The organism is Actinomadura sp. GC306 (assembly GCF_004348665.1).
Lineage (GTDB): Bacteria > Actinomycetota > Actinomycetes > Streptosporangiales > Streptosporangiaceae > Spirillospora.
In genome coordinates this window covers 16,380-34,924 of sequence record NZ_SMKM01000034.1, presented here as the reverse complement: position 1 = coordinate 34,924, position 18,545 = coordinate 16,380, and the positions used below count along the sequence as shown (strand labels likewise).

The 18,545-nt window shown below is 71.7% G+C and carries 15 protein-coding genes; 4 read left to right on the top strand and 11 right to left on the bottom strand.

What is annotated here, in order from left to right; all coding sequences use genetic code 11:
• From E1200_RS08020 to E1200_RS08005, 4 genes are all read right to left on the bottom strand, one after another.
• A partial coding sequence (locus E1200_RS08020; protein ID WP_131951170.1) for a family 1 glycosylhydrolase occupies positions 1-928 on the bottom strand: 928 nt, incomplete at its 3' end.
• A gap of 62 nt (positions 929-990) precedes the next feature.
• Positions 991-1,872 carry a carbohydrate ABC transporter permease gene (locus E1200_RS08015; protein ID WP_243708407.1) on the bottom strand — a complete coding sequence of 294 codons (882 nt, stop codon included), beginning with the start codon at positions 1,870-1,872 and terminating at the stop codon, positions 991-993.
• The gene (locus tag E1200_RS08010; RefSeq protein WP_131951169.1) at positions 1,869-2,843 is read right to left on the bottom strand and encodes a sugar ABC transporter permease; all 975 of its coding nucleotides are present in this window, start codon (positions 2,841-2,843) and stop codon (positions 1,869-1,871) included. Before E1200_RS08010 ends, E1200_RS08015 begins: the two co-directional genes overlap by 4 nt.
• Entirely contained in the window at positions 2,840-4,141 is a 1,302-nt protein-coding gene (locus E1200_RS08005; protein WP_131951168.1) for an extracellular solute-binding protein, read from the bottom strand. Before E1200_RS08005 ends, E1200_RS08010 begins: the two co-directional genes overlap by 4 nt.
• A gap of 285 nt (positions 4,142-4,426) precedes the next feature.
• Between E1200_RS08005 and E1200_RS08000 the strand changes: the two genes are divergently transcribed.
• Positions 4,427-5,821: a glycoside hydrolase family 16 protein gene (locus tag E1200_RS08000; protein WP_131951167.1), complete on the top strand. Its 1,395-nt coding sequence runs from the start codon at positions 4,427-4,429 to the stop codon at positions 5,819-5,821.
• 256 nt (positions 5,822-6,077) lie between these two features.
• Positions 6,078-7,499 carry a rifampin monooxygenase gene (gene rox, locus E1200_RS07995; RefSeq protein ID WP_131951166.1) on the top strand — a complete coding sequence of 474 codons (1,422 nt, stop codon included), beginning with the start codon at positions 6,078-6,080 and terminating at the stop codon, positions 7,497-7,499.
• Between the two features lie 181 nt (positions 7,500-7,680).
• Here rox and E1200_RS07990 read toward each other — a convergent pair whose 3' ends face one another.
• Together E1200_RS07990 and E1200_RS34320 are read right to left on the bottom strand one after the other, a co-directional pair.
• Entirely contained in the window at positions 7,681-8,670 is a 990-nt protein-coding gene (locus tag E1200_RS07990; RefSeq protein ID WP_243708406.1) for an endonuclease/exonuclease/phosphatase family protein, read from the bottom strand.
• On the bottom strand, positions 8,667-9,089 hold the full coding sequence (locus E1200_RS34320) for a D-alanyl-D-alanine carboxypeptidase family protein (RefSeq protein WP_207933234.1): 423 nt from the start codon (positions 9,087-9,089) through the stop codon (positions 8,667-8,669). Before E1200_RS34320 ends, E1200_RS07990 begins: the two co-directional genes overlap by 4 nt.
• Positions 9,090-9,465: 376 nt before the next feature.
• Here E1200_RS34320 and E1200_RS07980 point away from each other — a divergent pair, with 376 nt between their 5' ends.
• A complete protein-coding gene (locus E1200_RS07980; protein WP_131951164.1) occupies positions 9,466-10,155 on the top strand; it encodes a response regulator transcription factor in 690 nt (229 codons plus the stop codon).
• Positions 10,148-11,314: a HAMP domain-containing sensor histidine kinase gene (locus E1200_RS07975; protein WP_131951163.1), complete on the top strand. Its 1,167-nt coding sequence runs from the start codon at positions 10,148-10,150 to the stop codon at positions 11,312-11,314. The genes E1200_RS07980 and E1200_RS07975 overlap by 8 nt, the downstream gene beginning before the upstream one ends.
• Here the strand turns inward: E1200_RS07975 and E1200_RS07970 are convergent.
• The 5 genes from E1200_RS07970 to E1200_RS07950 form a co-directional block, all read right to left on the bottom strand.
• Positions 11,262-12,485: a DUF3322 and DUF2220 domain-containing protein gene (locus E1200_RS07970; protein WP_131951162.1), complete on the bottom strand. Its 1,224-nt coding sequence runs from the start codon at positions 12,483-12,485 to the stop codon at positions 11,262-11,264. The two genes, E1200_RS07975 and E1200_RS07970, sit on opposite strands and share 53 nt — an antisense overlap.
• Positions 12,482-15,826: an SbcC/MukB-like Walker B domain-containing protein gene (locus E1200_RS07965; RefSeq protein ID WP_131951161.1), complete on the bottom strand. Its 3,345-nt coding sequence runs from the start codon at positions 15,824-15,826 to the stop codon at positions 12,482-12,484. Before E1200_RS07965 ends, E1200_RS07970 begins: the two co-directional genes overlap by 4 nt.
• Positions 15,823-16,467 carry a DUF4194 domain-containing protein gene (locus E1200_RS07960; protein WP_131951160.1) on the bottom strand — a complete coding sequence of 215 codons (645 nt, stop codon included), beginning with the start codon at positions 16,465-16,467 and terminating at the stop codon, positions 15,823-15,825. Before E1200_RS07960 ends, E1200_RS07965 begins: the two co-directional genes overlap by 4 nt.
• Positions 16,460-17,974, bottom strand: a complete 1,515-nt coding sequence (locus E1200_RS07955; RefSeq protein ID WP_131951159.1) for a DUF3375 domain-containing protein — start codon at positions 17,972-17,974, stop codon at positions 16,460-16,462. Before E1200_RS07955 ends, E1200_RS07960 begins: the two co-directional genes overlap by 8 nt.
• A gap of 79 nt (positions 17,975-18,053) precedes the next feature.
• Entirely contained in the window at positions 18,054-18,497 is a 444-nt protein-coding gene (locus E1200_RS07950) for a hypothetical protein (RefSeq protein WP_131951158.1), read from the bottom strand.
• Positions 18,498-18,545: the final 48 nt, after the last annotated feature.

Genomic DNA, 18,545 nt, shown 5'->3' with positions numbered 1-18,545 from the left:
CCACGTAGGTCGGGTTGTAGTAGTTGATGCCGAGCGAGTCGATCGGCTCGGCGATCACGGCCAGGTCGTCGCCGCGGACGTGGTCGAGCCCGCCGTTGCGGGCCGCGACCGCCAGCACCGGCTCGGCGTACGCGCCGCGCAGCACGGGGTCGAGAAACTGGCGGTTCAGCATCGCGTCCACAAGGTCGGCGGCGGCCGCGTCCGGCTCCGCGGTGCCGCGGGCGATGACCGGGGCGAGGTTGAGGGTCAGTGAGATCTGGGTGGCTCCGCCGTCCCGCAGCCGCCGCGCGGCCAGGCCGTGCGCGACGAGCAGGTGGTGCGCGGCGCGGAAGGCGTCGGCGGCGCTCGTGCGGCCGGGAGCGTGGATGCCCGCGCCGTAGCCGAGGTAGGCGGCCACCCACGGCTCGTTGACCGTCGTCCACGTGGCGACGCGGTCGGCGAGGCGGTCGTGCACGATGCCGGCGTAGTCGGCGAAGCGCAGCGCGGTGTCGCGGGACGTCCAGCCGCCGCGGTCCTCCAGCGCCTGCGGCAGGTCCCAGTGGTAGAGGGTGGCGTACGGCGTGATCCCGGCCTGGAGCAGCTCGTCGACGAGCCGGTCGTAGAAGCCGAGGCCGCGGGGGTTGACCCGGCCGGCGCCGTCGGGCTGCACCCGAGGCCAGGCCACCGAGAAGCGGTAGGCGTTCAGCCCGAGCCCGGCCATCAGGGCGATGTCGTCGCGGAACCGGTGGTAGTGGTCGCATGCCACGTCGCCGGTGTCGCCGCCCGCGACCTTGCCCGGGACGCGGCTGAAGGTGTCCCAGATCGAGGGGCCGCGCCCGTCGTCGCGGGCCGCGCCCTCGATCTGGTACGCCGCGGTGGCGGCGCCCCAGACGAAACCGGGCGGGAAGGTGAGGGGCCGGTCGTCGGTCTGGAGCGTGGTGGCCGTCATCGTTCTGGCTGGTCTCTCCGGTGATGGGGGGCGGGGGTGGCTCGTCATGCGCGGCAGGCCCGTCATGCCTTGAGGGCGCCGTCCATGATTCCGCTGATGATCTGCCGTCCGAACAGCACGAAGACGGCGAGCAGCGGCAGCGTCGCGACCGCGGTCCCGGTGAACATCAGCGAGTAGTCGGTGTAGTAGGCGCCGTTCAGCAGGTTGAGGGAGTACTGGACGGTGGGGTTGTCGGGGTTGAGCACGGCCAGCGGCCAGATGAACTCGTTCCAGGTCTGCATGAAGGTGAACAGGCCGAGGACGGCCATCGCGGGGCGCAGGACGGGCAGCACGACGTTCCAGTAGATGCGGAACGTCGAGCAGCCGTCGATGCGGGCGGCCTCGATGAGCTCGTCCGGAATGGCCTGCATCGTGTACTGCCGCATCATGAACACGCCGAACCCGGTGACGAGGAACGGCACGATGACGGCCTGCAGCTTGCCCGTCCAGCCGATCTCGGCCATCAGCATGTACAGCGGGATGATGCCCATCTGCACCGGCACCATCATCGTCGCGAGCATGACCAGCAGCAGCGCGCCCCGGCCGCGGAAGGGCAGCTTCGCGAAGGCGAACCCGGCGAGCGAGGCGAACACCAGCGTCGAGATCGTGACCGTCGTCGCGGCGACGGCGGAGTTCACCAGCCCGAGGGTGAAGTGGGCCTGCTCGTTGCCGAACAGCCGGGACAGGTTGCGGCCCAGCTCGCCGCCCGGGACGAGCGGCGGCGGCGTCGAGCCGACGACGTCGTTGGTGCGGGTCGCGACGACGAGCATCCAGTAGAGCGGGAACACCGACAGCGCGATCGTCGCCAGCAGCGTGATCCGGGTGAGGGGGCCGGCGTCCCACAGCCCCGCGACGGCGCCGCCGCGCCGCGCCCGGGGCCTGCCGGGCGTCCGCTGGATCATCATCTGGTCCCTCCCATGCGCCGCAGCCACAGGAAGTTGAGGAGGGAGCCGAGCAGGATGAGCATGAAGAGCATCCAGGAGACGGCGGACGCGTAGCCGTAGTCGAACCGCCGGAACGCGTTCTCGAACATGTACATGGTGACCGTCTGGAACTGCCGCAGCGATCCCCCGGCCATGTCGCCGTTGCCGAACAGCAGCGGCTCGGTGAACAGCTGGAACCCGCCGATCGTGGAGACGATCGCGGTGAAGATGATGGTCGGCCGCAGCATCGGCAGGGTGATCGTCCAGAACTGGCGGGCCCGGGAGGCGCCGTCGATCGCCGCGGCCTCGTACAGGTCGCGCGGGACGGACTGCATCGCGGCCAGGTAGATCAGCGCGTTGTAGCCCGTCCACCGCCAGTCGACCATCACCGAGATCGCCAGCCAGGACGTCCAGCGCCGCGCGGTCCAGTCGAGCTGCTCTACCCCGAACCAGCCGAGCACCCAGTTGACCATGCCGAAGTCGCGGCTGAACAGCTGGCCGAAGACGATGGCCACCGCCGCGATGGAGGTGACCATCGGGACGAGCACGCCCATCCGCACCAGGGTCCGCCCGCGCATCCGCTGGTTGAGCGCGTTCGCCAGCACCAGCGCGAGCAGGAGCTGCGGGACGGTGGCGATGACGAACATCGCGAGGGTGTTGCGGACCGAGTTCCAGAACTGCGGGTCGGCCAGCACGAGCCGGAAGTTCTCCAGGCCGACGAACTCGCGGGTGCCGAGCAGCTCCCAGTCGTGCAGGGCCACCCAGACCGTGTAGCCCATCGGGAAGAGCCCGAAGAGGAAGAACAGCAGGAAGTACGGGGAGACGAACAGGTAGGGCGAGAACTTCACGTCCCACCTGGCGAGCAGGGTGCGCGTCCCGCGGCGCGGGGGCGGGGCCCCGGGCGGCGAGACCGCCGCCCGGGTTCCCGCGCGGGAGCCGATGGAGACCGTCATCGAGCCTCGCGTTCGGCGTCTTCGAGGGCCTTCTGCCAGGCGGCGTCGGGCTTCAGCCTGTCCTGCTCAAGGGCGAGCAGCGCGTCTTCGAAGCGCTGCTGCACCGGGTTACTGGCGGCGCCCAGGTAGAGCGGCTTGATCGCCTTGGCGCCGCTGCCGTAGATCTTGCCGACCGGCGCGTCGTTGAAGTACTCGTTCTTGAACGAGGTCACCGCGGGGTCGTCCAGCGCCTGCGGGGACGACGGCAGGTTGTTGCGGGCCTTGAACGCGGCGATCTGGCTCTGCACGCTGGTGAGGTACTTGACCAGCTCGGCGGCTTCCTCGGCGTGCTTGCTCTGCTTGGGCACCGCCAGGAAGGAGCCGCCGCGGCTGCCCGAGCCGCCCGGGATCGTCGCGACGTCCCACTTGCCGGCCGCCTCCGCGCCGGCGTTCTCCTTGATGACGCCGAGCATCCAGGACGGGCACGCGATGGTGGCGAACTTCGCCTGCTTGAAGCCGGAGCCCCAGCTCGGCTCGAACGACTTCAGCCCCGCCGACAGCCCGGCCTGCTGGATCTTCAGGGTGGTGTCCCACGCGTTCCGGACCGGGGGGTTGGTGCCGGCCACGAGCTTGCCGGAGGGGTCGAAGAACGTGTGGCCGGTGCTCTGGCTCGCGGTCTGGGCGAGGATCGTGTTGAAGAGGTTCACCGAGCCGTCGACGAACTTGGCGTCCCGCACCTCGGCGGCGTACTTGCGGCCGGTCTCGATGTAGGCGTCCCATGTCGGCCAGAGCTTGCCGACCTCGTCGCGGTCGGTCGGCAGCCCGGCCTTGTCGAACAGGTCGGTGCGGTAGCACATGGCGAGGCCGCCGATGTCGGTGCCGAGGCCGACCAGGTACTTGCCGTCCGGGCTGAGCGCCTGCTTCCACTTCCAGTCGAGGAAGTCGCCCTTGAGCTCGCCCGCCCCGTGGTCGAGCAGGTTCACGAACTTGCCGGGCTCGGCCATGAACCGGGTGAGGATGCCCTCCTCGATGGCGACGACGTCCCCGGCGCCGCTGCCCGCGGCGATCCACTGCTGCAGGCGGGGCAGGTACTCGTCGAGCTGCACCACGTTGCGGTGCTTGATCTTGATCCCGGGGTTGGCGGTTTCGTACTGCTTGAACAGCTCCTCGTAGCCGAAGGTGCTGAAGGTGTCGACGGTCAGCGTGACCGTGCCGTCGCCGCCGGCGTCGGAGCCCGCGTTCCCGCAGGCGGAGAGGCCGAACGCCAGCAGGGCGGCGGACACGAGGCCGGAGGCGAGACGGCGGTGAGATCTGCGCATGGCTGTCCTCGGAGGTGGAGTGGGGGGCACCGGGTCCGGCTGAGAGAGCGCTCTCGCAGAGGATGGCTCCACGTGCCGAGACTGTCAAGAGAGCGACTCTCAGAGCTGTTATTTCTGGAACTTTGTGTTGATGAAACACCTGTTCAGGGGCCAGGTCGGGCCGAAGAGGCTCGAGAGAGCGCTCTCTTAGCCCTTGACGGGTGCGCGCCGACGGACGACATTGGCCCCAACCAGAGGGCAGGCACCCCCGCGCCTGCTCCACCCCAACTCTGGGAGGCCCCCGCCATGACGCAACTGAGACGCCCCCGCCGCCGGCGCAGGTGCGCGCTCGCCGTGGCCGCCGCCGTGCTGCCGGCGGCGGTCGCTACCGCCGCGCTGTCCCCGGCGGCCGGCGCGTCCGTCCCGCCGCCCCCGGACGGCTGGAGCCTGGTCTGGAGCGACGACTTCGACGGCGCGGCCGGCGCGCTCCCCTCGTCCGCGAACTGGATCATCGACACCGGCCACAGCTACCCGGGCGGCCCCGCGAACTGGGGCACCGGCGAGATCCAGCGCTACACCGCCGACCCCGCCAACATCGCGCTGGACGGCGGCGGCAACCTGCGGATCACCCCGCTCAAGTCGTCCTCGGGCGAGTGGACGTCGGCCCGCATCGAGACCCGGCGCACCGACTTCAAGCCCGCCGCCGGACGCGTCCTGCGCATCGAGGGACGCCTCCAGGTGCCGAACGTCACCGGCGCCCAGGCCCTCGGCTACTGGCCGGCGTTCTGGGCCCTCGGCTCCCCGTACCGGGGCAATTACCACAACTGGCCGGGCATCGGCGAGTTCGACATCATGGAGAACGTCAACGGGATCAACTCGGTCTGGGGCGTCCTGCACTGCGGCACCGCCCCCGGCGGGGCGTGCAACGAGAGCACCGGGATCGGCGCGAGCCGCACCTGCCCGGGGGCGTCCTGCCAGTCGGCGATGCACACCTACCGCTTCGAGTGGGACCGCAGCGTCAGCCCCAACCAGCTCCGCTGGTACGTGGACGGCCAGCAGTACCACAGCGTCAGCCAGAACCAGCTCGACGCCACCACGTGGGCGAACATGACCGAGCACGCGGGCTACTTCCTGCTGCTCAACGTGGCCATGGGCGGCGCGTTCCCCAACGGCGTCGCCGGGCACGGCACCCCCACCGCCGACACCGTGTCGGGACGCCCCATGCTCGTCGACTACGTCGCGGTCTGGCAGAGCGGCGACTCCGGCGGCGAGCCGCAGCCGGGCGACGGCGTCGACGCCCGCTCGACCATCCAGGCGGAGAGCCGCCAGGCCGAGTCGGGCACGCGGCTTGAGACGACGACCGACTCCGGGGGCGGCCAGAACGTCGCCTACATCAGCAACGGCGATTGGCTCCGCTACGACAACGTCGACTTCGGCGGCAGCCCGGCGACGCAGTTCAAGGCGAGGGTCGCCTCGGGCGCGCCGGCCGGGGTGAGCGGCCTGGTGCAGGTCCGGCTGGGCAGCCCGACGGGCCAGGTGCTCGGCAGCTTCGCCGTCGGCAACACCGGCGGCTGGCAGAGCTGGCGGACGATACCCGCCAACATCTCCGGGGTGACCGGCACCCACACCGTCTACGTCACCTTCAGCAGCGGCCAGCCGGCCGACTTCGTCAACCTCAACTGGTTCACGTTCGCCGGCTGAGGACCCGCCCCCGCCCGCCGCCGGACCCGCCGAGGGTCCGGCGGCGGCGCCGTGCTCTCGACCGGCCTCGTGTGGAAAAGGGTTGGACGGAGGATTTGTGGGCTTGTAGGTTGCAGCCGACGTGACATCGCTTGAGGAGGTGAGACCCATGAACGTTGCAGCGAAGTGGGTGCTCCCCCTTCCCGTCACGGTCGGCGATTGAGGTAGGTGTCGCCGGGAGCGCCCCGACAACAGGGCACTCTCGAAAGGCACCACCATGTACGACGTCATCATCGCCGGGGGCGGGCCCACCGGCGCGGTACTGGCGGCCGAACTGCGGCTGCACGATGTGCGGGTACTCGTCCTTGAAAAGGAAACCGAGCCCGTGCCGTTCAGCCGCATCGTCGGGCTGCACATTCGCAGTCTCGAACTGATGGACATGCGCGGGCTGCTGGAGCGGATCCTTCCGCACGGAAGACGGCGTCCGGCCGCCGGATTCTTCGCCGCCATCAACAAGCCCGCGCCGGCCGGCCTGGATTCCGCGCACGCCTATCTGCTGGGCATCCCGCAGCGGGTGCTCGTACGACTGCTCGAAGAACACGCGATCGAGCGGGGCGCGCAGGTCAGGCACGGCTGCGCGGTGGCGGGCTTCGTGCAGGACGACGAGGGCGTGACCGTCGAACTGGACGACGGGGAACGGCTGCGCTCGCGCTACCTGGTCGGCTGCGACGGCGCCCGCAGTACCGTGCGGAAACTGCTCGGCGTCGGATTCCCCGGCGAGCCCGCGCGGAACGAGACGCTGATGGGCGAAATGGAAGTGGGCGTTTCGCAGGAGGAGATCGCCGCCAGGGTGGCCCAGGCCGGCGGGACCCGCAGCCGGTTCTGGCTCAGGCCCTTCGGGGAGGGGGTGTACAGCGTCGTCGTTCCCGCCGAGGGAGTCGGCGACCGCGGCCGGCCGCCCACCCTGGAGGATTTCCGGCGGCGGTTGCGCGCCGTCGCCGGAACCGATTTCGGCGTGCACTCGCCACGCTGGATGTCCCGTTTCGGGGACGCCACCCGGCTGGCCGAGCGTTATCGGGCCGGGCGGGTGCTGCTGGCCGGCGATGCGGCGCACATCCACCCGCCGATCGGCGGCCAGGGCCTCAACCTGGGTGTTCAGGACGCGTTCAATCTCGGCTGGAAACTCGCCGCGCAGGTTCGCGGCTGGGCACCGGAAGCGCTCCTGGACACCTACGAGGCCGAACGCCGTCCCGTCGCCGCGGACGTGCTCGACAACACCCGCGCGCAGACGGAACTGACGTCCGCCGAACCGGGTCCGCAGGCAGTCCGCAGGCTGCTCACCGAACTGATGGACTTCGATGTGGTGAACCGCCATCTGACCGAGAAGATCACCGCGATCGGCGTCCGCTACGACTTCGGCGACGGCCCCGATCTGCTCGGTCGCCGCCTGCGCGATATTGAGCTGCGGCGGGGCAGCCTGTACGGGCTGCTGCACCGCGGCCGGGGCCTGCTGCTGGACCGCACCGGACGCCTGACCGCCGGCGTCTGGTCAGACCGGGTCGATCACCTCGCAGACCCCAGCGCGGCGCTGGACGTGCCGTGCGTCCTGCTCCGTCCGGACGGCCACGTCGCCTGGATCGGCGACGACCAGCGGGACCTGGACGTCCACCTCGCCCGCTGGTTCGGTCAACACCAATAAAGGTTCGAGTTCGTCCGGGGCGGTCCGGGCGCGCTAGCGACGCACCAGCGACGCGCCAGCACGAAGCGGATTATCACGGCACTCACCTCGACTAGGACTAGAAAGCGCTTTCACTTTGCATCCAACCGGCTCCGCTCCGGCACGCTCAAGCCGCCTTCCACGGCTTTCACACCCCCCGCCGTCACCAGGCGATACCGGCCGCCACCGGACGGTGGTCGCTGGCGGTGGGCGGCAGCACCCATGCGGTTCGCGGTTTCACGCCCCGGACCAGGACATGGTCGATCCGCACCAGCGGGAACCGTGCCGGCCACGTGAAGTCGAAGCCGTGTCCGGCCTCGTCATGGGCCGAGCGCAGGTGCGCGGTGATGCCCGCGAACGCGCGGTCGTCCATGACGCCGTTCAGGTCGCCGAGCAGCACCACCCGCTCGTTCCGCTCCGCGGCGATGGCCTTGCCGAGGGCCTTCGCGCCTCTGTCGCGGTGGGTCGTCCAGAATCCCGCCCTGGGGTTCACGCGGGCGGACCCCAGGTGGGCCACGTACACCGCGAGCGGCCCGTGCTCCGTGGTCACCGTGGCGCGCAGAGCGCGGTTGTAGCTCATCTTGACGTCGGCCGACCTGGTGGCCGCCGCCGGCCCGTAGTCCATCTGGATGTCGATCGGCCGGACGTCCGACAGCGGGAGCCGGCTCCACAGCCCGACCGTGCCCTGGACCGCGTGGTGCGGGTACGCCTCGGCCAGTTCCCTCTCGTACGTGCCCTCGGCCTGATCGGTCAGCTCTTGCAGGGCCAGCACGTCCGCCCCGGAGGCGGCCAGCTCGCGGGCGGTTCCGGCCGGATCGGGGTTGTCGGCGCCGACGTTGTTACCGACCACGGTGAGGTCGGCGCCTGGGTCGGACTTGTCGGTGAGCAGCCCGCCGAAGAGGTTCAGCCAGGCCACGACCGGCACCAGCAGCGCGGCCGTCGCGGAGGCGGAGCGGCGCCACAGCGCCCCGGCCAGCAGCACCGGGACGAGCAGACCGGACCATGGCAGGAAGGTCTCCACCAGGCTGCCGAGGTTCCCGATCCGGTTCGGGATCGCCGCGTGCAGCGAGACGAACAGGCCCAGCAGCAGGGCCAGTGCCGCGAGGACCAGGCCGCGCCTCCACGGTTCCGGCTGGAAGTCGCCGCCGGTCACCGGCGCATCCTCGGGTCTTGCGTGGGATCGGCGTACATGCGCGGGCAGCCGCGATGAATTGCCTCGGTGCGCAGCTCGTAGTGCCAGGGCTCGTTCCGGTAAATCTGGCACAGCCCGTACCGGGCACCATGCTCGGACAGCCACGACGTGGCATCGGAGTGCCCAATGTCGGCGGCCTCTCCCGCCACGTGGAGGGACGTGTCCGCGGTGGCCACCCAGCGGGCGGCGGCGGCTTCGGACCCGTGCTCGGAGACCGCCCGGCGGAACAGCCGCTCCTGGTACTCGGCGGAGCGCCAGCCGCTGTTGACGTAAAACTCGATCCCGTCGCCGGCGGCATCGGCCGCCGCCCGGCGGAGGGCGTCGAGAAGGTGTGGATCGAGGTTGGTCACGGCCGGAACCGCGTCGTTGAAGACCGTCACGCCGTAAGGGACGACGCCATCGGCCTCACCGACCGCACCCGGTCGCTCGGGCGGTGCTTCCGAGGCCGGTGCGGAGGAGGGCGATGCGGAGGAGGGCGGTGCGGGCGAGGAGGACGAGGGCGAGGCCGGCAGCGAGGACCACAAGGGTTCGGGCGGGGGCGAGGACGCATCCTGCGACCGGTGGCCGAGAGCCGCGGCGACGGCGGCCGGGACGAGCAGCAGCGCGACGGCGAGGAGCAGTCGGATCCGGCGGGTCCTCGGGCGCGCCGGCGGTGGGGACGCATTCATGCCGCCCAGTCAAGGCAGGGCGATGTTGCCGCTGCGTATGCGGTTTTCGATACACCGGCGATACACACCGGTTCCTACCATCGGGAGCATGAGAGTGCTGATCGTCGAGGACGAGCCGCTGCTGGCAGAGGCCGTCCGCGACGGCCTCCGCCTGGAGGCGATCGCGGCCGACCTCGCGGGCGACGGCGACACGGCGCTGGAGCTGCTGAGCGTCAACGCCTACGACATCGCCGTCCTCGACCGCGACGTCCCCGGCCCGTCCGGCGACGAGATCGCCGAGCACATCGTCGCGTCCGGCAGCGGCCTGCCGATCCTGATGCTCACCGCAGCCGACCGGATCGACGACAAGGCCACCGGGTTCCGGCTGGGCGCCGACGACTACCTCACCAAGCCGTTCGAGCTGCGCGAACTCGTCCTGCGGCTGCGGGCGCTGGCCCGGCGCCGCGCGCACGCCCGGCCCCCGGTCAGGGAGATCGCGGGCCTGCGGCTCGACCCGTTCCGCCGGGAGGTGTTCCGGGACGGGCGCTATGTCGCGCTCACCCGTAAGCAGTTCGCCGTCCTGGAGGTCCTCGTCGCCGCCGAAGGCGGTGTGGTCAGCGCCGAAGAGCTGCTGGAGCGGGCCTGGGACGCGAACGCCGACCCCTTCACCAACGCCGTGCGCATCACCGTCTCCGCGCTGCGCAAGCGACTGGGCGAACCCTGGCTGATCGCCACGGTGCCCGGCGTCGGCTACCGCATCGACACCGGCCCCGCCCCTGCCGGCGGCACCGGTGCATAGGCGTCCGGGGCTCAGCGCCCGGCTGAAGCTCACCATCAGCTACGCCGGATTCCTCCTGCTCGCCGGCGCCCTGCTGCTGGCGGTGGTCTGGGTGTTCGTCCTGCGCTGGGTCCCCGAGGAGCCGGGACGCATCCAGCAGCGGGCCGGCGTCGTGCTCATCACCGGGCCGAACCGCTCCGAACTCCTGCGGGGCTTCGCGCCCGCCGCGGTCGCGACACTGGGCTTCCTGCTGGTGTTCGGCCTGCTGGGCGGATGGGTCCTCGCCGGCCGGATGCTCGCCCCGCTCAACCGGGTCGCGGACGCGGCGCGGACGGCGGCGAACGGGTCGCTGTCCCACCGGATCCGGCTGCCGGGCCGCGAGGACGAGTTCCGCGAGCTCGCCGACGTGTTCGACGCCATGCTCGACCGGCTCGAAGCCCACGTCGCCGAGCAGGAGAGGTTCGCCGCGAACGCCTCCCACGAGCTGCGCACCCCGCTGGCCGTCACCAAGACCCTCCTGGACGCCGCCCGCGAGGACCCCGCCGGCGACCGGGCGGAACTCGTCGAACGCCTCTCCACCATCAACACCCGCGCGATCGACCTCACCGAGGCGCTCCTGCTGCTCAGCCGCGCCGGCCGCAAGACCTTCACCCGCGAGGCGGTCGACCTGTCCCTCGCCGCCGAGGAGGCCGCCGAGACGCTGCTCCCCCATGCCGAGAAGCGCGGGATCATCCTCGACGTCACCGGCGAGAAGGCGCAGGTCCTCGGCTCCGCAGAACTCGTTCTGCGGATGGTGACCAACCTCGTGCAGAACGCCATCGTCCACAACCTCCCGGCCGGCGGCACCGTCACGGTCCACACCGAAGCGCGGCCAGCCGAGAGCGTGCTGCGGATCGAGAACACCGGCCGGCCCGTCCCCGCGGACCTGGTATCGACGATCACCGAACCGTTCCAGCGCGGAACGCAGCGCGTACGCACCGACGAGCACGCCGGCGTCGGCCTCGGCCTGGCGATCGTGGACAGCATCGTCCGCGCCCACGACGGAACCCTTGACCTCACCCCCCGCCCCACCGGCGGCCTCCTCGCCACGATCCGGCTCCCCAGGGCCACGCCCGCGGAGATCCCGGCTACGAAGGAGATTCCGGGAGGACGTCCAGCAGGCGGATCGCGGCGTCTGTGAGGGGGATTGCTTCCTGTTCTATGCGGCGGAAGGGGGTCGGGCCGGCGGTTGCGATGGTGTTGTAGGCGGCTGTCTCGGCCTCGGTGAGGTGTGAGAGGGCCGTCGGGGACGGCTTGAGCGGGCGTCCGCTCTTGTCGTGGTACACCCCGTGGGCGGCGTAGCGGTGCAGGTCGGTCATGTCCATCAGGAGCGAGGTGACCGGCTTCGGTGGGGCGCCGTCCGGGGCGGGCTCGGCCAGCGCGGCGCGGAAGCCGTTGAGGATCGTGTAGCCGTCCGCGTCCATGTCGCCCCAGTAGACGACGTGGTCCGCGGCACGAAGCCAGGGGACGTTCGCCAGGCGGGCCGCGGCCGCCTTGCCGCCGCCCTCGACCACGATCGTGTCCGGCACCAGCGGGAACCAGAGCCGGGAGTCGCGGTTCTCGACGACGAGGACGATCCGCGGCCGGTAGGCGACGTCGTGCGTGTCGCCGGTGGTCCACGCGTCGTGCCTGCGGCGGCCTGAGGCGGCGTGTTCCGGGTCGGCGTAGGTCAGGTGCAGGACGGCCGGGCGGGCGCGGACCTCGTCGCGGACGTCGCGTCCGGCGACGTCGCGCAGCAGCGCGCCGTGGGTGTCGAGCCACTTGGTGTGCATGCCCGGGACCGGGAGCTGACGTGCGGTCCACGCGCTCGCGTCCGGGTTGCGGCGCAGCCAGGTCACCGCGCTGAGCAGCACCTCGGCGTCGTCGGTCTGGAGTTGGCAGGTGGCTCGGAGGGTGGCCGGGGTGAGGATCGCGCCGGTGAGCAGTAGTGACGATGCGAGCGCGCGGGCGCGGGCGACGTCCACGGGTGGTGGATTCGTGGCGGAGACGAGGGCTGCGGCGGTGTCCAGATCCGCTACGAGGGTGGCGGGGTATTCGGCCTTCACGCCTTGGATCGACACCGGCTTGCGGACGATCTGCACGTCTGGGTGCCGGTCGGTGAACTCGCGCCAGTGCATGTGCCACTCGTGCCAAGCGGCGTAACCGATGCGGGCCACGGCGGTGCCCGTTGAGACGCCGGGGCGGAGCGGGACGGAGAACGTGACGGGGTCGCCGGCGCCGAAGTCGGCGCATATGGACGCCGGCCATTTCCGTTCGACCTGGCGGTGGAGCTTCTCGATCGCGTCGGAGGGGGTGAGCAGGTGTCCGGTCATGAGGTGGGGACGGCGACGATGGGCTTCGCCCAGGAGCGGCCCTCGGTGTTCTTGAGGATCAGGTATTCGGCGTCCACGTGGGGCTCGATCGCGCTGTGCTTGTCGTTGGGGGCGCTGATGATGAGCTGGAAGCCCAGGCCGCGCCAGGCGCCGATGGCGCGGCCGGTGAAGTGGGCGTCGGCCTTGATCAGCGCCTCGTCGAGGAAGACGGGCGCGTAGCGGGGACGTTCGGCGCCCGCGTCGCCCAGCTGGTAGCGCAGTGCGGCGCCGACGATGAACGCGACGAGTTCCTGCGACTCGCCGCCCGACTTCTCCCCGATGTGGTCGTAGACCGCGACGTGCGCGCCGGCGAGGTCGCACTTCTCCGCGCTGATCCGGACGTGGTTGCGGACGTCGATCAGGTCGGCGAAGTCGGGCGCGGTGCGGCGGATGTGGTCGATGACCTTGGCCATCCGGTGGTAGGCGCGTTCGCGGTCGGTGTCCGTGGCGGCCTTGTCGATCAGGGCGCGGACGTCGCGGAGCTCCTTGCGGAACCGGGCGCGCGCCGCGGAGTGGCTCTCCTGCGGGTCGATGCGCAGCCGGTGGTGGTCGTCGGCGAACGGCAGTTCCGCGAGGATGCGGTTCACCGGGTCGATCCGGTCGCGGATCTCGCGGACCGCGGCGGCGAGCTCGCTGTCCAGGCTGGTCAGGTCGTTGCCGGAGAGTTTGAGGAGGCTGTCGCGCCACTCCGACTCCAGCTCGTGCAGGCCGCTCGTCTCCAGGTCGGTGAGCAGCCGGTCGAAGTCGCGGTAGGACGCGTCCGGGTCGGTGCCGAGGTTCGGGTTCGGCCAGCGCTCGACGAATATCGAGAACGTGTCCTGCAGCGCCTTGCGGGAGCGGCCGATCTCCTCCTCCGCCGACTTCCGGTCGTCGTTCATCCGCTCGACGCCGCGGCGGTGCGCGGCGTCGAAGTCGGCCAGCGCGGTCGCGGGATCGGCGCCGGCGGGGGCGGTGCCGAACAGGCCGGTGAGGTAGTCGCGGTGGTCGGCGCTGACCTCGGTGCCGGACGCGGCGGCGGTGTCGAGCGCGTGCTGGGCGCCGTCCACCTCGTCGACGATCTTCTCCCAGTCGCGGACGAGCCGCTCCACCTGCTGCTTCTGGCCGCCCACCTTCTCGGTGAGCCGCCTGATCTGCTCCTTGAGGTCGTCCGACTCCCGCTGCATACGGTCGATCTCGGGGTTGCCCTCGCGGACCTCGGTGACGACCTCTTCCCAGCGTTTCCGTTCGGCGACGACGGATGCGACGTCCACCTGGTCCCAGGACAGTTCGGTGACGGTCCGGTAGGCGGTGCGTCTCTCCTCGAACGAGTTGAGGGCCTGCTCCGCCTCGGTCGCGCGTGCGACGGCGTCCTCGTGGCGGTCGCGGGCATGTCCGATTCGCGTGTCGAGGTCGGCGAGCAGTCTCGTGTTGCTGAACCCGAGGAGGTTGGCGCGGCCGTGGCCGCCGTGCGCGCCCCGGCCGCGCTGCGACGTCTGGCCGGTGATCGTGAGCGCCTTGCCGTACTGCCCGAGCAGCTTGGGCGTCTCGACGCAGACGTAGTCGAAGCCGCGGACGAGTTCGCTCTTCAGCCAGGCGGTGAACCGCGAGGGCCGGTAGTCGAGCCGGCCCGGGAGCCGCTTGTCGTCCAGCCCGATCTCGTCGCGCATGCCGGTGTTGACGCCCTCGAAGTGGATGCGCCGGGGAAGCTTGACCGCGTTGATCGCCTCGCGGAACGCGTCCAGGTGGGCGGCGTCGATCAGCATCCGGGTGGCGAACCCGCCGAGCGCCAGGTTGAACGCCTCGCGCCACGTCTCGTACTCCGTGCGCACCTCGATCAGCTCGCCGACGAACGGGAGGTCGTCCGGGGTGAGCCCGGCGGCCTCGGCCAGCCGGTCGCGGGCGGTGTGCAGGTCGGTGGGGATGTTGCCGCGGCGGGCCTTGACCGCCTTCTGCTCGTCGCGCAGGTCGGCAAGCTCGCGTTCGGCTGTTTTCAGCTCGGCGGTCGCCTCGGCGAACGTGTTCTGGGCGGTCTTGCGTGCCTGGGAGTCGGTCAGGGCTTCGCGGGCCGTGTCGGCCAGCGCGGCGAAGTCCTCGCCGGTCGAGACGGTGGCGCCGAGGGTGCCGAGGACGCGGTCGAGCCGCTCCCGGGCGCGTTCGACCTCGGTCAGCCGCCGTTCCACGTTGCGGATCTCGCGGAGCGCGGTGTCCAGCCGGTCGCCGCCGGACGCGCGCAAGGTGCCGAGCACCGCCTCCCGCCGGGACTCGGCCGCCGTGATCGCTGCGGCCGTCTCCTGCACCTCCTGCTCGGCGCGGCGGCGCCGGCCGGTCAGGTCCTCCTCGGCGGCGCGCAGCAGGTCGAGCCGGCGTTCGTGCCGCCACAGCGCGGCGGGGGACTCCGGGTCGGTGAACGCTCCGACGTCCTCGATCACCCGCAGCCGGTCCACCGCGCGGTCGATCGTGTCCCGGTGGTCGCGGATCGGCGTCAGCGCCCGCACCTGCTGGCGGGCGGTGATCATCCGCCCCCGGGTGCCGGACAGCTCGTCGAACTGCTGCACCACCTCGTCCGCGGTCGCCAGGGTGGACGGCTCCTCCAGGACCATCGTCTTGTACAGGGCGTCGACCGTGGTGATCTGCTGCCCGGCCTGGATCCGGCCGAGCAGCCCGACCGCCTTGTGCCCGTCCCCGGCGGCGCCGATGCCCAGCGCGGTGTGCAGCCGGGCGGTGAAGTCGCGGTCGGTGTCGAAGCAGGTCAGGCCGGTCGCGGTCACGGCGGCGCGGGACATCCTGCTGCCCGCGGCGCCGTCCAGGTCGCGCAGGTCGTAGGCGTCGTCCCGGGTGGCGCGGACCGCGACGACGTCGTCCAGGGACCGCGCGGACGACGGCACGTACCAGGCCCGCAGCGCGGTGAACATCGCCCCGCCCTGGTCGGCCCAGGTCATCGCGATCGCCGACCAGGTGTCGCGGCCGTCGCCGCGCAGCACCCGCAGCCGCGTCTCGCCGTCCGCCCGCGACTCGTCGAGCTTCCCGCGGGCGTAGGACAGGATGTTGCGCTGGTCCTTGCCGCGGGGCCGGCCGACCACCCCGCCGTTGGACGCCCCGTTGAACGGCGTCGTGTGCGGCATGAGCAGCGCGATGTAGGAGTCCATCAGCGTCGACTTGCCCGAGCCGGAGCCGCCGCTGAACAGGGTCGCGCCGGGCGCGAACCGGACGCGGTGGTACCCGTCGTACCCGCCCCAGTTGACGAGCTGCAGGTCCCGCGCGACCCACTGCTGCCCCCGCGACGCCGCCGGGATCAGCCCGAACAGCGTGTCGATCATGCTCATGTCGCGGCCCCGTTCCGCTCCCGCAGCCACCCGCTCAGCTCGGTGAGCCGCTCGATGCTCAGCACGACCTCGACCAGCGGCGTGATGCGGTACCGCCCCTGGGACTCCTCGGTGAGCAGGCCGTCGGCGGCGAGCCGCTGCACGGCGTTCTGGATCTCGCGCTGGCTGCGGGCGAGGTTGTGGTCGTCCGGGTCGAAGTAGGTCAGGACGGTCTGCTCCAGTTCTTCGATGTCGACCCGGGCGGACGTCTCACCGGTGCTGCGCTCACGCTGGTAGACGGTGCGCAGGTGGACCAGGACCAGGGTCTCGGCCCGGTTGTACGGGTCGTCCCTCAGCAGGATCGGGACCTCCAGCTCCGCCGAGCGCACCTGCTGCTTGTAGGCGATGCCCCGGTCGTGGTCGACCACGAGCCGGACGAACAGGTCGTGCAGACGCGACTCGATGATCTGCTGGTTCTCCAGCAGCGTGCGCCACTGCGCCGGGTGCTTCTCGGCCAGCAGGAACCTGCGCCGCAGCAGCCGGACCAGCACGCGCCGGACGTCCACGTCCAGCGTGCCGGTGTCGCCCGCGAACAGCTCGGCCGGGTCGTCCTCCATCGAGACCGGCTCGATGAAGCCGGCCGCGTCGTCCACCTCACTCATCGGCGTCTCCCGCCGCCGGGTCGGCCGCCGAGTTGGCCGCCGGGTTGGCCGCCAGGACGCCGCCGAACGCGAACCGCCGCCCGGACCCGTCCGGGCGTACCGCGTCGACCACCGCGACCTCTTCGGTGTCGGTCATGCCGAGGCCGTGCGCGATCTCCAGCAGGCCGAGCAGGTCCACCGGCCGCCGGATCCGCTCGTCCGCCGCCCGGAACGCCGCCGCGACGTCGGCCTCTTCGGCGTCGCCCGCGAACGCCGCCAGGTGCGCGTGCAGCTCGGCGTACTGGGGGCCGCCCCAGGCGCGCGTGTCCGCGGACGGCACGTCCGCCACCTCGTCCCACTCCTGCAGCGGCGTCGGCGGCTGGGGCGGGCGCGGGTCGCTCGTGGTCTGCCGCAGATGCCCGACGTCGGCCACGGGCAGGCGGCGCAGCGGGTCCACGGCGGCGCCGCGCCGCGCCTCCGGCATCCAGGCGTGCAGCCCGGACATCACGTCCCGCAGCAGCTCGTCGACCTGCCGGTCGCGCATGGGGTCGTGGTTGCGCACCTGCGTGGTGATGACGTGCGACGCCTGGCGCTGCGCGGCCAGCACCTCCTTCACGCCCTGCTCGATGCGGCGCGCGATCTCGGCGAGCTCCCGGCGCTGCTGCTCCGGCATCTGCCCGGTGAACGGGTGCCGGAGCACGGTGCGCAGCAGGCCCCACAGGTCGTCGATCTGCGCCGGGTCGCCGATCAGCCGCAGCGCCCCGGCGAACGCGCGGCCCTCCGGCGTCGCGTCCATGATCTGCCTGCCGCGCTCCAGGTACTCGCGCAGCACCTCCCCGGTGGGCCGCACGTCCTGCCGCAGGTCGGCGACGACGTCCCGCTGCATCGCCTTGATCGACTCGGCGACGCGGGCGAAGTCGGCGGGCAGCTCCCGCGCCAGGTGCAGCACGTTCTCGGCCGCTTCGAGGAGCTGGTCGTCGCCGACGGTCTCGACCTCGCCGCCCTTCTCCAGCCGCGCGAGCTCGCGGCGGCGCTGGTCGATCTCCGTCTGGAGGCGCGCCATCCGGGCCATCACGTCCGGGTCGGCGTCCTGCGCGAGCCGCTCGACCGCCTCCAGCAGCGTCCGGACCCGCGACTCCGACACCCTCGTCCGCGCCCCGCCGACCCGGCCGGCCACCTCCAGCGCGCCGACGCCGTGCGCCGACAGCCGGTACACCTCGACGTCGTCGGTGACCTGCCGCACCAGCCAGCCGGCCTGCACCCACTGCCGGCACAGGTCGCGGGCGTTCCCGGACGGCAGCGGCTGGTCGTCCTCCTGGCCGTAGCCCGCGGCCCGCAGCCGGTCGAGCGCGTCACCGAGCTCCGCGTGCGCGTCCGCCACCGCCACCGTCGACCGCTCCGGCGTGAACATCATCGCCAGCACCGTCACGACGAACGGCGCGTAGGTCCGGTGGAGCAGATCGAGCATCGGGTTCTGGAACGCCCGGAGCGCCCCCTGGTACGCGCCCTCCACACCTCGTGCAGTCATCGCCGAACAGCGTACGACCTGTGCATGACACCGCGCGGCCGTTGCGCACCGCCCGGTTCCCGCCGTTACCGGCGGACGCTCATTGCGCAGCGCGGACGCGGATGGGCTCGGGGTTGCGGGCGTCCAGGGAGATCTTGGCGGCGGCCTGCCGGCCCAGGTCGATCGTGCCGGAGTGCTTGATCTCGTCCGGGGACAGCCAGACCGTGACGTCGTCGAAGGCGACCAGCCGGCCGCCGCCGTCAGCGGACGTGGCACGGAAGTCCCGGAGGTCGCGCGGGGCGGCGAGGCGTTCGGTGGCGAAGGCGATCGCCGCCCGGTCGTCGCGCTGGCCGGCGGGGACGAAGGTGCCGTTGCGGAAGTAGACCGTCGTCTGCGCGGGGTCGCCGGCGGCCAGCACCACGGGAGACACGGTGAGCGGCGGTTCCAACGGGATCGTGCGGCCCTCGCCCGCGTCCCCATGACGCGCCGCCCGCAGCTTGGCCCCCGTCCAGATCAGGATGGCCGGCCACAACAGCAGCGCCATGAGTGGAACGTCGTCCATCCCGAAGGGGCGGTTCTCCGACCAGTGCAA